Source organism: Microcoleus sp. T3_D1, from assembly GCF_036700405.1.
Lineage (GTDB): Bacteria > Cyanobacteriota > Cyanobacteriia > Cyanobacteriales > Microcoleaceae > Microcoleus.
Window position 1 is genome coordinate 1 of the sequence record NZ_JAUBOV010000119.1, and the last position, 15708, is coordinate 15708.

The following is a 15708-nucleotide window of genomic DNA, read 5'->3' on the forward strand; positions in this document are numbered from 1 at the left end:
TGATTGTCGGTATGATCGAATCAATGACGTGGCGATCGGCTAGCTCACTCTTTTAAGATACAAGGGGCGGGTTCACCAATAATATTTGCCCCTAACGGACAATCTCACAAACCCGCCCGGCTTATGTATTATGGGCGACCGATCAGACATGATATTACCAGCACCTTAAGTTAATATCTGTTCAAAAGCTTTAGTAATTCCAGTTTGAAAGCGCTGTCGATGCTTCAGTTTTAAAACAGGTTTAATTATTTCAAAACCTACATTAGAACTTGGTTGGCTATCTATAATTTTAATCGCTCGCAGTGTAGATAGGTGCAATTCTTTTTTTACCATCAATTCAGGAATAGCCGCTGCACCTGTGCCGCTTTCCACCACGGCTTTTACCATTTCACTGCTGTTCAAAACTAAAGTTACATTCAATTCATGGGGATTAATGCCCCAACTTTGCAAAGCTTGTTCCAACATTTGCTGAACTCCAGAACCAGCTTCTCGCATCACCCAATCCGTTTTCACAATTTCCGTTAAACTAACCTCTGCACGTTCAAACCAAGGGTGAGATTTGCCAACTACAATCAGCAAGCGTTCGCTGCCTACAACTTCTTCCTCCAGAGTGCTCTTAAGTGAAGCTTTAATATCTCCCGTCACTAAACCCAAATCAAATGTTCCCGTCGCCGTCCCCGCACAAATTTCTTCGGCATTTGCCAGAGTACAATTCACGCAAATACCAGGATATTTTTGTTTGAACTTGCTAAGTTTATCAGGCAACCAATAATTGCCAATGGTCAGACTGCAACCCAAGTTTAGTTCGCCTCGCTGCAAGTCGTTCAACTCCCGCAAACCTCTCTCAGTCAAAGCAACTTGGTCGAGAATTTTCTGCGTTTCAACTTGCAGCAACTTCCCAGCATCTGTGATTTCGATGCGGCGGCCGATGCGGTGAAATAGTTTTACTCCGTATTGCGCCTCTAAGCTTTGGATTGTCGCACTGACAGCGGGTTGGGTGATGTAAAGTTCCTCCGCTGCGCGGCTGAAGTGCAGGTGTTCCGCGACAGCTAGAAAAACTCGCAGTTGGTCAAGTGTCATTCCGGCCATGCTGAGTACCCTTTTACTAAATACAGACAGTTCTTTTTTGAAATAAAAATCTTTGGCGGCTAAACTTTGACCTGAACTTTTCGAGTCTCTGGTACAGACTGGAATTCCCCGAAAGCACGGTTGCCCGCCGCTATTTAAATTTTCCTTTTAACATAAAGGGTTTGGGCTGGTGGCGACAGATAGGTCTCGTCTTCCAACAGTTCTTGGGCCGTGGCACTGCATCACTTGTATTTATTAATTCGATAAAAAATACCATTTGATTCTACCTGTCAAGAGCCTTAAGGTGATACTTAAGCTTCTAACGCAGGGTCCGATGCTGAAGCAGCACCGACAAGTTTAAGCCGATCGCCAAAAGTCGATCGGCAACAAGAGAGAAGATAAGTCACTAACCCCACCCTAAAGGGATGGGGCTTGTAGAGAAACCAAGCCATAGGTGGAACACAAGCGCAAGTAGGACTAGACAACGGCCGAGAAGCCAATTTGAACTAACTGAAGGTGGCACTTTCATTGGACGTTACAGGCGCTATTCCTAACCCGTAACCACTCCGTTAGTCAAAGTCGAAGGAAATTAAACAGTTAGGCTTATCGCCAAACAAACACCATGCAATACGTTCCTGTAGTGGACTTTGAGCAACGTCCTTTAATGCCAACAACACCCGCAAGGGCAGAGCGTTGGATTAAATCTGGAAAAGCAACACCATTTTTCCGTAAAGGGATCTTTTGTGTTCGCTTAAACGTTGAACCTTCAAATCGTCATACTCAACCCGTAGCAGTTGGAATCGATCCGGGTTCTAAACGTGAGGGGTACACAGTCAAATCAAAAGCTCACACCTACTTAAATCAGCAGTTTCATGCTGTTGATTGGGTTAAAGACGCTGAAGAGACAAGTACAAATGCCAGACGTGCAAGACGTAATCGAAAAACACCTTGTCGCCAACCTCGTCAAAACCGTTCGCGTGGCGCAATTCCTCCCAGCACTAAGGCGCGTTGGCAATTCAAAATCCGAGTAGTCAAAGTTTTTGATACCATCTTTCCCCTCTCCGGTATTGGAATTGAGGATGTAAAAGCATTGACAAAAAAAGGTTGCCACAAGTGGAACACGTCATTTTCGCCTTTAGAAGTTGGCAAAAAATGGTGTTATTCCGAGTTGAAAAAAATTGCACCTCTCACCCTATTTGATGGCTATACCGACACCTACTTAACTCGTCAAAGATTAGGTCTAAAAAAATGTAAGGCAAAGTTATCCAATGTTTTTGATGCCCATTGTGTCGATTCTTGGGTGCTAGCTTACCTGTTGGTAGGTGGCAATATATCACCAGAAAATATGGTGGTGATGGAATGTAAGCCCATCCGTATTTATCGCAGACAATTGCACGTTTTTAACCCTGGGAAAAATGGATATCGCCGTCCTTACGGTGGCTCCATGTCGCAAGGATTGAAGCGTGGGGGGATTGTCAAGCATCTATCGTATGGAAAGTGTTATGTAGGTGGCGAAGATGCGAAAAAATCTCGCATTAGCCTGCACAGTCTTGGTACAGGAAAACGCCTGTGTCAAAACGCAAAGCCCACGGATTGTAAGTTTCTGGCTTACAACTCATGGCGAACTGTAAAGCCGTCCTAAAAGGACGGGGTTTCAAACCCATTTTTCTGATAAATGACTAAGAAAACGCCAAAAAATCACAGTCCCCACGGCTTAAAGCCGGACTGCCTCTCGTTTGGAGAGGTTTTAGCTCAATCCTTTGCTGTCATTGCACCTACAACTATACCCGCATCTAATCTAGGGTTAATTGTCGCTCTTTCGGGTAACGGGGCTTGGCTGAGCTTTCTCATCGGCTTGATAGGCCTAGTATTTGTCAGCATCAATATCAACCAATTTGCGAGTCGATCGGCTTCTGCCGGTTCTCTTTATTCTTATATTGTTAAAGGACTAGGCCCGACGGCCGGCGTAATTTGCGGCTGGAGTTTGGTACTCGCTTATCTATTTACTGCGATGGCCGTTTTGTGTGGTTTTGCCAACTTTACGGGTACTTTCATCGGTCATTTAGGCATCCATCCCTCGCCGATTACGCTGTTAGCGATCGGGGCCGGCGTTGCTTGGTATGCAGGTTATAAAGATATCCAACTCTCTGCTATGGCGATGCTGTGGCTGGAGGGGGCATCAGTGGCGGCGATTTTTATCTTGGGAATCATCATCTGGGCGCACAAAGGTTTTGCCCTGGATATGTCGCAATTAACTTTGGAAGGCGTAACTCCCGGCAATATAGCGACGGGACTTGTATTAGTAATGTTTGGTTTCTCTGGTTTTGAAAGCGCTACATCTCTGGGCGACGAAGCGAAAAAACCCTTAAAAAATATCCCCAGGGCTGTCATGGGCAGTGCTGTCATGGCAGGCTTATTCTTCATTTTGATGACCTATATTGAGGTTTTGGGTTTTAGCGGTACAGGAGTTTCTATTACTAATACTGAAGAACCTCTGAGTTTTCTGGCGCAACAAGTGGGCATGGGTTGGCTGGGAGAGTTAGTGGCTTTCGGCGCTTTATTTAGCTTTTTTGCTTGCGTGCTCGGCAGCATCAATCCAGCCGCGAGAGTGTTTTTTATGATGGCGCGGCACGGTTTGTTTCACTCTTCATTAGGTGTAGCGCATTCGTCTAATAGAACTCCCCACGTTGCAGTAACGATGTGTACATTTATGACATTTTTGGTGCCTGCTGTGATGTCTATGTTTGACATCAAACTGTTCGATTGTATGGGTTATTTGGGGGCAATTTGCAGCTACGGATTTTTAACCGTGTACGTCTTAATTTCGATCGCCGCACCGATGTACCTGCACAAAATTGGTAAATTGCGCGTGCGGGATGTAGCGTTTTCGGTGGCGGCGATCGCATTTATGATGATTCCGATTGCGGGCAGCGTGGGCATTCCCGGCAGCACGATGTTCCCACCTCCAGAAGCTCCTTACGATGCGTTTCCTTACTTGTTCTTGATGTACTTGGTGGCTACTTGCGGATGGTTTTTCTGGCAACGGCTGCGTTCTCCGGGACTTGTGGGTTCGATGGAGCAGGGTATTGACGCAATTCATGCCAGATTCGAGGAAGAAAATGCAATTTACGGTGGTGTTCGATTGAAAGCCGTTCCCTTTGACAGCGATCGTTTTTGATTAACAGTTACCAGTTCACAGTCAAAACTAATAGTTTTTAGCAACTGGGTTTTTGCTGAGATATTGCAGCCTTGTCAATAAGCATTTCAAGGACGTTGCTCCGATCAACAGCCCACAATAAAATTTGATTTTTGTGGAACGGGCATCTTGCCCGTTCCGAAGATACGATCCCAGCGAGTACAACCAAATAAAAAATCTGAGGAGACACAGAAATGAATGAATTACTAACAGCAATTTCTACGGGAATGACAGCTTTTACGGCTACGAATCTAGACGATATTCTGATTCTGCTGCTGTTTTTCTCGCAGGTGAATGCAGTATTTCGGCGCAGGCATATCGTCTTCGGTCAGTTTCTGGGCTTTACTGCACTGGTTTTGGCTAGCCTTCCCGGCTTTTTTGGCCGCTTAATCTTTCCGCCAGATTGGATCGGAATGCTGGGTTTGCTGCCAATTGCGATCGGGCTTAGCCGCTTGCTGAATTCCGAAACTGACGATTCGGAAGTTGAGGCAGAATTAGAGCAATCTGAGAAATCTTTTTTTAGCAGTTTTCTGTCTCCTCAAACTTACAGCGTAGCAGCGGTGACGGTGGCAAATGGCGGCGACAATATCGGGATATATGTGCCGCTGTTTGCTAGCAATACTTTAGAAAGTTTGGCGGTGATTCTCGGCGTATTCTTCGCGATGGTGGGCGTTTGGTGCTACGCTGCTTATCGGTTAATTCAGATGCGGGCGATCGCAGATACTTTGACTCGCTACGGCAATCAATTAGTACCTTTTGTTTTGATCGGATTGGGAATGGCGATTCTGGTGAAAAGCGGCACTCTGGCAAGCCCAACTTTAAGTATAATATCTTTAGTTGGGTGCGGTTTCTGTTTGATAACGATGAGCAGAAGTAACGCCAGCGAAACTGAAGTTTAGAAAATTTGCAGGGACAGCACATGAATTGGATTGCAGCAGCGATTATTGCCGGTATTACATCTTTTGCCGCAACCAATATCGACGATATGGTGCTTTCGATGCTGTTCTTCGCCCAGGTAAATGATACTTTCCGCCCTCGGCATATCTTTGTCGGTAAGTACCTCGGATTTGCAGCACTCATCGCTGCTAGTTTGCCCGGTTTTTTTGGCGGTTTAATTGTGCCGAAAGCTTGGATTGGCTTGCTGGGTTTGGTTCCGATCGCGATCGGCATCAGTCACTTAGTCAAGAGAGAAAATGAGGAGAATGACGTACAAGCAGTATCGGGCGAATTTAACCGGAAATCTAATTCACCTGTGTCAAAGTTAGCAAATCTTTTCAACCCCCAAACTTTGAATGTGGCTGCGGTAACAGTGGCTAACGGGGGTGACAACATCGGTATTTACTTGCCGCTGTTTGCTAGCAGCGATTTGCCGAGCTTGCTGGTGATTTTGGCGGTTTTCTCGGTGATGGTAGGTGTTTGGTCTTATGTCGCTTACCGGTTAACTCGCCAAAGGGCGATCGCCCATATTTTGACTCGCTATACCAAGGCTGCTGTCCCTTTTGTCTTGATTGGTTTGGGAATATTCATCCTGATTGAAAGTGGTAGTTATCGGCTGCTCCCGCCATTTTAATCTAACTAATGATCGGCCAAGGTTTCGCTACTTTCATCCCTCTGTCGGTAGATAATTTGCCCTAAGTCATAAGTCCTAACTCATCATTTTTACCTTAACAATTGTTTGCTTAAAAATGGCGGTAAATTGCTTGAAATTTATCAACAAATATGCTAAGTTAATAATGAAGTGAGTGACCAAGCTAAAAGCAGCTTCAAACTAATTTAGCCTCAAGTAGTCACGAAACTTGAAACCATCTTTTGAGCTAGCCAATTGCCAGACTTAGGCAACAATATACCTCTTGTCTCAAGAAATCCTGTAGTGGTGAATCAAACCGAGCTAAAAACTTGAGGATGAATCCCTAAACGCTCGCCCGATCGCTTCGCCACTACCCTACGCAGAGCGAATTTGACAATAGGTATAATGCTAAAAACACAGATTTTTCGCTTCTGCCAAATTTGGTTTCTCAGGCAAACCAGGTAAAGAGATATCGTTTTTGCCTAAGTCCTAAAATAGCAAGCAAACAGAAAGTTGGAAAAAACCTGACAATCGAGAAAAGGAGAAAAATTGTGAAAATCTTCAAATTTGTTTTAGTGCTCTTGGTAATGGCCGCCAATTTAGTATTCGTTCCCCCATCCTGGGCCGACGCTCCAAAAACGCCGAAATATGCGAGCAATCCCGACTACATAGAGGTGACTCAAGCTCTGAACACTCTCAAGGCAGCGAAAGACGCACCCGATACCGCCCAGAATTATACCCCTGAAGAGCTCCAGAAAAAAATCTCTCAATTGGAGTTTCAAAAATACACTTTAGAAACGGGAAAACCTTGGGGTCAGTGCCGCAACGAGACAGGAAAAACCCTGGCTGTCTACGGCCCGAAACGCAAAAAAGCCGCTTCTTCTACTTACGAGAATGCCCTTTATTTTCTAGCTGACGGCCAAACAACTGAACATAAATGGGATTGCGATGGAATTTATCTAGCCAGCGATGTCAAAGCAACCGATTTAAGAACGACCGATCAACCTTCAGAAGAATTGACGGGCGGTCTAGCTGTTAAGATAGTTGACGGCACTCAAGTTGTAGCCAGAGCTAATCCCGATACGGGGGCTGTAGAATTCAACGTTCCTACTGCTAAGGTTTTCCAGCCTGGGGATGCGAATTGGTTTGTTCCTGATGTGACTCAGGCTTACATAGATACGCAAGTTCCCAACGCACCAACTGAGGAAAATGATTAGTTTTGGTGAAGTTGTAATGCGATCGGCTGTGTAAAGCCCGTTGCAACGCAAAATCCCGCCGGGTATAAATACCCGGCGGATAATCATCCCAGCGAAAATATATCGGTTTACCTTCTCATTTCCCGTTAAAATTAAAAGGTTTATCTATGCTATTAAATTGGAAATCCACAAAAGTAATTACAGAAAAGATTAAGCGACCAAATCCGTCGCGGGTGCGGGATCACTTGGCAAACGAGCGCACTTATTTAGCATGGATGCGGACAGCAATATCGCTGATGGGTTTTGGCGTAGTTATCGTGCGCCTTCGCACCTTTCATCCCCCTCTACTCCCAACTCCCGGCAATGGCTGGAAGTTGGGTTTGCTTTTTTCGGCAGTGGGTTTGCTGACGGTGTTATTCTCAACTAAGCACTACTTTGGTGTCCGTCATGATATCGATTACGATACTTATGAACCTACGGATCGCTGGGTAATTCTTTTTAGCCTCGCGATCGCAATCCTAGGGGCTGGGGTAATTTATTATATGTTCACCGTTCCTTCTAGCTCGTTTGGTTTGATGGCACCTGAATAATGGTGGCGGTTTAATATGAAGATTAAAGAGTTCGATCGCGTGCAATTATCGTTCCAACTGAGATGTTGCACCATTGTCAAGAACAGGCTTTCCGGCCTGTTCCACAAAAAGTGCATTTTCTTGTGGGGTGGGCATCCTGCCCGCCCAAAAAAGGCTTATCGAGAATGGTGCAAGATGTGAGCTCCCACCGATGCAAGTAGATGATGAGAAAACAAAACAGCAAAATCTGTCGCGGGCGATCGATCGATCGGCAAATGAGCGCACCTTCTTAGCATGGATGCGGGCTGCGATCGCACTCATGGGTTTTGGCGTCGTCATCATCCGACTTCGCGTCGTGCAAATGCCCGTACATTACCGTCAGGCGATGGGGTGGAAGTTGGGTTTAATCTTCTCTCTAATAGGTTGGGTGACAGTCTTAATCTCAACTAAGCACTACTTCACTGTTCGCCACCAAATTGACCACGATACCTACAATCCCCCAGACGGCATGGTTTTATTTTTCAGTTCCGCTGTGGGCTTATTGGGGATTGGAGTAATTTATTCGATTTTGGCAACCGCCCTGAGCCCAAGTAGTTTTGTCATACCCGATTGATTGTCAACAGGAGTTAATCATGAACAGCGATACAGTTGCCACGATCGCTTCCATTATCATCTTAGCTGCTGCTATCTGGGCTGCATTCGTAGTGCTGGAGACTGTGGCGAAAATAGTCCCTAAATTGCTGGGCGTGACAGTCGCGATCGGGCTTTTGCTCGTTTACCTGCAATTTTACTGGGGCATCGACACTGCATATCTTTGGCAAACTGTCAAGCATTTGCCGGAAACTTTCAATTTGTCGATCGGCGCTTAAATAACCACTAGCCAGCATTCTCAACAACCTCTCTCGGATAGATATTTTAGTACCGCAAACAAAGTATATTTAGCCGAGTCCACAAAATACGGTAACTTGATTTACTTACTAGACATAACTGATTTGGGCTGTTAAACTACGGTAAGTCGATCCAGTAATGAGCTATTAACGTGGAAAACGCTAAAAAAGTCATTGAAGAGTACCAGATTCCAGGACAACTCACCCAACAGTTGCCAGAAGCTAAGGGCTTTAACGAAGTCTGGTTTAAAAAGATCAGAGGCGGGTTGCTTCTGGCAATTGGATATTTGCTATCACCCCTGTGTTGGTGGAACGACATATTTTTCAATCTGCCAATTGCCTACGCCTTTGGGTATATCTTCAGTTGGCTTTCCCCAGATTTACTGTTTCCTTGCACAATTGTCGGCTACTGGCTTTCCAATATTGTGGGAATTCTGTTGATGCAGCTAGGAACTTTAGATGTTTTTGCCGACAAACCCAAGGAAAAAAACCTCAAAAAAGAGTTATTGACGGGTTTAGTATCATCAACCGCCTTCACTGTGGTCATTGTGGCATTGATTCATTTTAATGTTCTCGAAACTCCCGATTTCTTTTCCGGCCAGCGGTCGGTTAACCTCAGCTATGCTTTACCTGTGACGGTGGTCACTTCAAGGTAGAACGCCGAATATAAACCCCATAAATAAATCCAGGGTTTTTAATCAGTTACACAGGTACATATAAGAAAATCAGGGAGCTTTTACACTACATTTTTTGTAGTTTGATTGATTGGCATTTACTTACTTTTACCAAGATTTTTGTAGCTTAAGAAGCGGTCAATCTCAAGCGTTGAAAAGCAAAACTCCTGGCAACGCATATTGAAATGCAAGTGATATTTAGCCTGTGTAGCTGTGTTGTTGTAGCCACCCAAGTTATCTATTTGTTGGTTGGCAGCGCTTAAATACACAGTTTTTGGGCATAACAGTGAATTACTTATTACTATCGTTTCTCAGCTTTTTCGTGGGCATTATCGTTGGTTTGACCGGAGTTGGCGGAGCGTCGCTCATCACCCCAATGTTAATTTTCGTCTTTCAGGTTCCGGCATCAATTGCTATTAGTTCGGATGTCGTAGCAGCCACACTGATGAAAGTTGTTGGTGGCTTCAAACACTGGCAGCAAAAGACCCTCGACTTGCAAATAGTTAAGTGGCTGGCTTTGGGCAGCGTGCCCGGTTCGCTGACTGGCGTGTGGATTTTACACTGCATCAAATCCAGCGGAAGTCAGGACTTAGACAGCATATTGCTGCGCTGTCTCGGAGTAGGAATCGCACTAATTGTCGCTTTATCGCTGACCAAATTAGTGGTCAAAACATTTTTCCCTAGTTTTAAATTGCCTTCGCCCGCTAAATGGGACTTAAATACTAATTATGGCCGTATTTGTACTGTGAGTGCGGCAGCAATTTTAGGCTGCATAGTGGGAATCACTAGCGTGTCTTCCGGTTCGATGTTTGCACTGTTGCTGATTGCTTTTTTCCGCCTGGATACTTCTAAATTGGTGGGTACAGATATTTCGCAAGCGGCAATTTTGTTGATGTTTACATCTCTGGGACACCTCAGCCTCGGAACGGTAGACTGGAGTTTAGTTTTGCCCATTTGGTTGGGTTCGGTGCCGGGAGTTTTAGTAGGTGCTAAATTATGCCAAATTATGCCTCAACGCCCGCTAAAGTTTGTGATTTACGGAATGTTGGCGATGGCTAGTTGGAAGTTGTATCAAGTCTGAAAAGTAGGGGTAGTGCCGGGCCCATTGCTGTCAACAATGCCCTACAAACCTTTGTATATCTTGTTTATAGCCGAGTCTAGATCCCCCTAAATCCCCCTTAAGAAGGGGGACTTTGAGAAGAATCTTGTCCCCCCCTTATTAAGGGGGGTTAGGGGGGATCTAGACTTCGATATAACAAGAGAGACGGTCGGTTTGACGTTAAGTTGTCACCAATGCCCTACAAGGTAGGGGTAGTGCCGGGCCCATTGGTGTCAACAATGCCCTACAAACCTTTGTATATCTTGTTTATAGCCTAGTCTAGATCCCCCTAAATCCCCCTTAAGAAGGGGGACTTTGATAAGAATCTTGTCCCCCCCTTATTAAGGGGGGTTAGGGGGGATCTAGACTTCGATATAACAAGAGAGACTGTCGGTTTGACGTTAAGTTGTCACCAATGCCCTACAAGGTAGGGGTAGTGCCGGGCCCATTGCTGTCAACAATGCCCTACAAACCTTTGTATATCTTGTTTATAGCCGAGTCTAGATCCCCCTAAATCCCCCTTAAGAAGGGGGACTTTGATAAGAATCTTGTCCCCCCCTTATTAAGGGGGGTTAGGGGGGATCTAGACTTCGATATAACAAGAGAGACTGTCGGTTTGACGTTAAGTTGTTACCAATGCCCTACTACAATTTAATACTTGCTGACTAATGCTTCGAGTTCGCTGACAGTCGGTAATTCTAAATCTTTGAACAAGGCTGTACTGAGGTAGCGTTCACCATAAGAAGGCTGCACAAAAACTATCAATTTTCCAGCATTTTCGGGACGCTTGCCGACTTGAATGGCGGCACACAAAGCGGCGCCTGCAGAAATTCCTGACAACAATCCTTCTTCTCTGGCCAGCCGACGACTGTAAGCGATCGCATCTGCGTCGCTAACTGCGATCACCTCATCAATTAACTCTGGTTTCAACACTTCTGGGATGAATCCTGCACCAATCCCTTGAATTTTGTGAGCACCAGATTTGCCTCCAGAAAGCACGGGGCTGCTGGCTGGTTCAACTGCAATTACCCTAAAACTCGGTTTCCGCTGTTTAATTACCTCAGCAACTCCCGTAATCGTACCGCCGGTGCCAACTCCAGCCACTAAAAAATCTACTTTACCTTCTGTATCTTCCCAAATTTCCTCGGCCGTGGTTTCCCGGTGAATTTTCGGATTAGCGGGGTTGCGAAACTGTTGCAGCATGAAAGCATTGGGGGTTTCTTCTACAATTTCTTCCGCACGGGCGATCGCGCTTAACATCCCTTCATGTCCCGGAGTTAATTCCAACTGAGCTCCGTAAGCTTTCAGCATCGATCGGCGTTCCGTGCTCATCGTATCCGGCATAGTTAAAATCAGACTGTAGCCTTTCGCCGCCGCAATCATTGCCAAAGCAATTCCAGTATTGCCTGAAGTCGGTTCAACTAAAATAGTTTTTCCCGGTTGAATTAACCCCGCATCTTCCGCCGCCTGAATCATGCTTGCCGCAATCCGATCTTTCACCGAAGCAGCCGGATTCATCCCTTCCAATTTTGCCACAATTTGAGCAACTACTCCTTCGGCTTGGGGAATTTTATTGAGCTGAACTAATGGAGTTCTACCAATTATTCCTGTAACATCCTTAGCAATTCTCATGGCTTAATTTCTCTCCAATTAAATGTAGTACATGGGATGTGCTTGTTTGCGAACATCCCGCTGTTCGCACAAATCTTGTAATGTATATTTCCCCAAAACAGCCCAAGATGCCTGTTGAGCTTCCTGCCAAATTTCTAGCACCGCAGTTTTTTCTATTGTTACAGATTCCGAAACTTTTTGGGTCTGGCCGCTGCCGGATCCTTCGAGTGTCGAAAACACCTCTAGCAAAGTAATCTGCCAAGGCTCTTTCGCCAGCAAATAACCGCCTTTAGCACCCCGCAAACTCTGGACAATACTTGCACGCCGCAGCACGGCAAGAATTTGGTCTAGATAGCGTTCGGGTATCTCTTGAGAAGCAGTAAGTTCGCTTACTGTTAGGGGCGAATCCTTCGGGTGGTGGCTCGCCAGTTCCAAGAGGGCTAACAGGGCATATTGTACTCTAGAAGATAGTTCCACATTCCCCACTGGCGATCGAGTTTAAATTGTACATTATATCATAGTACACAATTCCGGTAGGTGTACAGGTGTTAGTATATTTTTATTACAAAAACGGTTGGAGAAATCCCGTGAGCAACGTAAATGTAGGTTTAAGCTGTCGCCACTGTCGGTATTACGAGCAGCACGGGCACAGGGGCGGAAACTGCCTGATGCTCGGCGTGGGGGTACAGGGTGGGTGGAAAGCTTGCCCCTTCTTGGTTCCGCCCTTTGCACCCTCTTGGGAATACCCCGAAGCGGGTAGAGCCCGAAAGTCTCAAATGTTGCAGGGAGCGAGTATTTTACAGGCAATACCGCCGCCTTAAAGTAACTACTAAGTAGGTAGGCGGATATATGCTGTCTCATCCTTAAGTTGATTGATACTGAGATATTGCACCATTGTCAGCAACAGGCAAGATGCCTGTTCCACAAAAGATAAATTTTCTTGTGGAACAGGCATCTTGCCTGTTCATAAAAGGCTAATTAAGAATGGTGCAACATATCAGTTCATACTTACCTACTTGGCTGCAGTCAACAAATGCGAGATATCGCATCTGTCCGCAGTGAGAAGAAAGAAATCAACACAAAGAAAAAAGCAACTGCGCTCGTCGCCCTTGCTTTTGAACTTATTGACGAGTCGATCAGAAAACTTAATTAACGCAAATTCGATACAAATTATCTGTTGTCTAGAGAACGCTGAATTTGCTCGAATATCGCATTGTCACCAAATAAATTCTTTTGCACCGCATTCCTATCACCTACATCGGCGCTCGTAAACTATTAACAGTTAATAACCTTTTATATTTCGTAGTGCCACACCTCAGAAGGTTGTAGAATAATCCGGTGGAGTGGCAGACGATCGATCAAGCCTTGCTGCTCAAAATGACCGAGGGTGCGAGTGACAGTTACGCGACTTGTACCGATGATTTCTGCAATGTCCTGATGCGTTAAAATCATATCGATTAGATGTCCTTGCTCTACCTCAGAACCAAACCTCTTAGCCAGCCAAGTTAATAGTTGATAGAGCATAAAATCAACTCTTTTGTAACCTCGCATTACCATAAAATCTTCAGCCTGCTGAATGTGAGTGAGCAAAATATCTCTATTTAGCCAGCGCTCGCCCGATAGTAAAATTGCCTCGACTTTAGTAAGGCATTCAATTTGAAAAGGCTCGCATTTTGATATCGGTTTGCCGATCGTATCACCAGGCCCCCACAATCCCAAGGTGATAATTGTGCCATCTTCAAGCCACGTTACAGTTCGCACTACTCCAGTTTCAATTCGCCACAGAGCATTGCTTCTGTTGGGCAAGCGCGAGCGGCGAGGAAATATATGGCGGCTCGTTTCATCAAAAGTTTTAGTGGAAAGAGAAGCAATAGTCATAGCCAGTTACTGAAAGAAGAAAAGTTAGTTTGTCCAATGACAGCAGGATAGTGTGGCTGGCAAAAATCTATATAAATTAAAGCTTTACTAGATTCCTGCACCGTCTAAAAACTGTGTAATGAATAAATCAGAAGAGTGAAATAATTCATATTTTTCGACCTCTGCTTGCTCTGAGTGAGTTGTTTTGAGCGGAGATAATTGAGATTTTAAAAAAGCGACCTGCTCTTCTAAATCCTTAATTCTATCGAACAAAGCTCGAATTGCTTGAGCTTCCAAATCCGGTAGGCATTGAGAATTTTGAGCATTTTCCGCCTGCTTTTTCCGAGAGATTATGCGGCCGGGAATTCCCACAACTGTGCAATCGCTAGGGACATCCCGCAGCACCACCGAACCCGCACCGATCCGAACATTATTGCCAATTTGAATATTGCCTAAAACTTTAGCACCGGCTCCCACGACTACATTTTCTCCCAGCGTCGGATGCCGTTTTCCTATTTCTTTACCCGTGCCGCCAATGGTCGCTCCTTGATAAATTACAGCATAATCTCCAACGATCGCAGTTTCGCCAATTACCACCCCCATGCCGTGGTCGATAAACACGCCCCTACCCATTTTCGCTCCTGGGTGAATCTCAATACCTGTTAAAAAGCGACTCAGTTGGGAAATCAAGCGCGGTACAAACGGCAGGCCAGCGGAATAAAGCCAGTGTGCTATCCGGTGCAAAAAAAGTGCTTGCAGTCCGGGATAGCAAAATAATACTTCCAGCCAGTTGCGCGCCGCGGGGTCACGTTCGTAAATAATTTGCAAGTCACTGAACATATTTAGTCCCGCCGTGTTTCGGTTATACAGTATCGGCAGTGCCGACGGTTCAAGCTGCATAAAGCAGTATTGGTTGTGGCATTCTTACTTATAATACTATAACCCGACCGAATTACAGTAGTTAACGAGAAAAAAAATTTTCCTTCCCCAGCCCTTTCTAAGCGGCCTCTGATATTTTCCGCGAAACAAACGGTACAGCTTGTCTGACTTCTTGCCGCAGCGGAATCTCGATCGAGAATTGGGTCCCCAATCCCGGTGTCGAATCGCAGCGCAGCGTACCTTTGTGCTTTTCTACGATAATTTTATAGCTGATTGACAGTCCCAATCCTGTCCCTTTTCCCACAGGTTTAGTAGTAAAGAACGGGTCAAACAGCCGTTTTTTGACATTTTCTGCCATACCGGGGCCATTGTCGGCTATCCGCACAATTATTTTATCGGGACTTGAATATTCTGTAGTTATGGCGATCGCGATCGGATTAGCTTTCGCTGCTTTGGGCCCGCGATCGAGGTTGTAACTCTCAAGGGCGTCGATCGCATTAGCCAGAATATTCATGAACACCTGATTTAATTGTCCGGCATAGCACTCTACTAAAGGTAAATGGCTGTAGTTTTTAACAATCTCGATCGGCGGGCGATCGGCTGTAGCTTTCAGGCGACTTTGCAGAATTAGCAGAGTGCTGTCAATGCCTTCATGGATGTTGACAGGTTTCATTTCGCTTTCGTCTAAGCGAGAGAAATTCCGCAAAGATTGGACTATTTGAACAATGCGCTCTGCTCCTATTTTCATCGAGGACAGCACTTCCGGCAAATCTTCGCACAGAAAGTCAAACTCAATATTTCGTAAATGCTGTGAAATTTCCAATGGAGGGTATAAATAGTGTTTTTGGTAGAGTTCTATTAACTCCAACAAATCCCTAGTATATTCGCGAGCGTGGTGGATATTGCCGTAAATAAAATTAATAGGATTGTTAACTTCGTGGGCGACACCAGCAACTAATAAACCCAAACTAGACATTTTTTCCTGCTGAATCAGTTGAGCTTGAGTTTGCTGCAACTCTTGCAATGTTTGGGAGCATAACAGTTATGCGATCAGTATAAATACTGATGATAATTTAAGCTGCTGCTTTGAGATTGACACCAATCA

Annotated in this window: 17 protein-coding genes and 1 pseudogene; 11 read left to right on the forward strand and 7 right to left on the reverse strand. The window is 45.2% G+C overall.

What is annotated here, in order from left to right; genetic code table 11:
* Nucleotides 1-165: 165 nt before the first annotated feature.
* Complete coding sequence (locus QT992_RS31120; RefSeq protein WP_333314191.1) at nt 166-1080, reverse strand: LysR family transcriptional regulator; 915 nt, start codon at nt 1078-1080, stop codon at nt 166-168.
* 610 nt (nt 1081-1690) lie between these two features.
* Here QT992_RS31120 and QT992_RS31125 point away from each other — a divergent pair.
* The 10 genes from QT992_RS31125 to QT992_RS31170 all read left to right on the forward strand — a co-directional run bounded on the left by QT992_RS31125 (nt 1691) and on the right by QT992_RS31170 (nt 10238).
* A complete protein-coding gene (locus QT992_RS31125; RefSeq protein WP_333314192.1) occupies nt 1691-2710 on the forward strand; it encodes an RRXRR domain-containing protein in 1020 nt (339 codons plus the stop codon).
* A gap of 33 nt (nt 2711-2743) precedes the next feature.
* On the forward strand, nt 2744-4246 hold the full coding sequence (locus QT992_RS31130) for an APC family permease (protein WP_333314193.1): 1503 nt from the start codon (nt 2744-2746) through the stop codon (nt 4244-4246).
* Nucleotides 4247-4458: 212 nt separating this feature from the next.
* Nucleotides 4459-5163, forward strand: a complete 705-nt coding sequence (locus tag QT992_RS31135; protein ID WP_333337143.1) for a cadmium resistance transporter — start codon at nt 4459-4461, stop codon at nt 5161-5163.
* Nucleotides 5164-5183: 20 nt separating this feature from the next.
* The gene (locus tag QT992_RS31140) at nt 5184-5834 is read left to right on the forward strand and encodes a cadmium resistance transporter (protein ID WP_333337145.1); all 651 of its coding nucleotides are present in this window, start codon (nt 5184-5186) and stop codon (nt 5832-5834) included.
* A 548-nt stretch (nt 5835-6382) separates the two neighbouring features.
* A complete protein-coding gene (locus tag QT992_RS31145) occupies nt 6383-7048 on the forward strand; it encodes a hypothetical protein (protein WP_333337147.1) in 666 nt (221 codons plus the stop codon).
* 146 nt (nt 7049-7194) lie between these two features.
* The gene (locus QT992_RS31150; protein ID WP_333146423.1) at nt 7195-7617 is read left to right on the forward strand and encodes a DUF202 domain-containing protein; all 423 of its coding nucleotides are present in this window, start codon (nt 7195-7197) and stop codon (nt 7615-7617) included.
* A gap of 190 nt (nt 7618-7807) precedes the next feature.
* Complete coding sequence (locus QT992_RS31155; protein WP_333307944.1) at nt 7808-8209, forward strand: DUF202 domain-containing protein; 402 nt, start codon at nt 7808-7810, stop codon at nt 8207-8209.
* A gap of 19 nt (nt 8210-8228) precedes the next feature.
* Nucleotides 8229-8465: a hypothetical protein gene (locus tag QT992_RS31160; RefSeq protein WP_333337149.1), complete on the forward strand. Its 237-nt coding sequence runs from the start codon at nt 8229-8231 to the stop codon at nt 8463-8465.
* Between the two features lie 170 nt (nt 8466-8635).
* Nucleotides 8636-9139, forward strand: a complete 504-nt coding sequence (locus QT992_RS31165) for a hypothetical protein (protein WP_333337151.1) — start codon at nt 8636-8638, stop codon at nt 9137-9139.
* Between the two features lie 304 nt (nt 9140-9443).
* Entirely contained in the window at nt 9444-10238 is a 795-nt protein-coding gene (locus QT992_RS31170) for a sulfite exporter TauE/SafE family protein (protein ID WP_333337153.1), read from the forward strand.
* A gap of 669 nt (nt 10239-10907) precedes the next feature.
* Here the strand turns inward: QT992_RS31170 and cysK are convergent.
* Both cysK and QT992_RS31180 read right to left on the reverse strand, forming a co-directional pair.
* Nucleotides 10908-11888, reverse strand: a complete 981-nt coding sequence (cysK, locus tag QT992_RS31175; protein ID WP_333342991.1) for a cysteine synthase A — start codon at nt 11886-11888, stop codon at nt 10908-10910.
* Nucleotides 11889-11906: 18 nt separating this feature from the next.
* The gene (locus QT992_RS31180) at nt 11907-12344 is read right to left on the reverse strand and encodes an Rrf2 family transcriptional regulator (protein ID WP_333342990.1); all 438 of its coding nucleotides are present in this window, start codon (nt 12342-12344) and stop codon (nt 11907-11909) included.
* 110 nt (nt 12345-12454) lie between these two features.
* On the opposite strand from QT992_RS31180, the gene QT992_RS31185 reads away from it, so the two are divergent.
* Nucleotides 12455-12688 carry a hypothetical protein gene (locus QT992_RS31185; protein ID WP_333342989.1) on the forward strand — a complete coding sequence of 78 codons (234 nt, stop codon included), beginning with the start codon at nt 12455-12457 and terminating at the stop codon, nt 12686-12688.
* An 8-nt stretch (nt 12689-12696) separates the two neighbouring features.
* On the opposite strand, the gene QT992_RS31190 is transcribed toward QT992_RS31185, so the two are convergent.
* The 4 genes and pseudogenes from QT992_RS31190 to QT992_RS31205 all read right to left on the reverse strand — a co-directional run.
* Nucleotides 12697-12822 (reverse strand): hypothetical protein, encoded by a 126-nt coding sequence (locus QT992_RS31190; RefSeq protein ID WP_333342988.1) that lies wholly within the window; start codon nt 12820-12822, stop codon nt 12697-12699.
* A gap of 338 nt (nt 12823-13160) precedes the next feature.
* A complete protein-coding gene (locus QT992_RS31195) occupies nt 13161-13745 on the reverse strand; it encodes a Crp/Fnr family transcriptional regulator (protein WP_333342987.1) in 585 nt (194 codons plus the stop codon).
* An 87-nt stretch (nt 13746-13832) separates the two neighbouring features.
* On the reverse strand, nt 13833-14564 hold the full coding sequence (cysE, locus tag QT992_RS31200; RefSeq protein WP_445305399.1) for a serine O-acetyltransferase: 732 nt from the start codon (nt 14562-14564) through the stop codon (nt 13833-13835).
* Between the two features lie 157 nt (nt 14565-14721).
* Nucleotides 14722-15633 (reverse strand): annotated as a pseudogene (locus QT992_RS31205) (sensor histidine kinase); the annotation flags it as partial.
* Between the last annotated feature and the right edge of the window lie 75 nt (nt 15634-15708).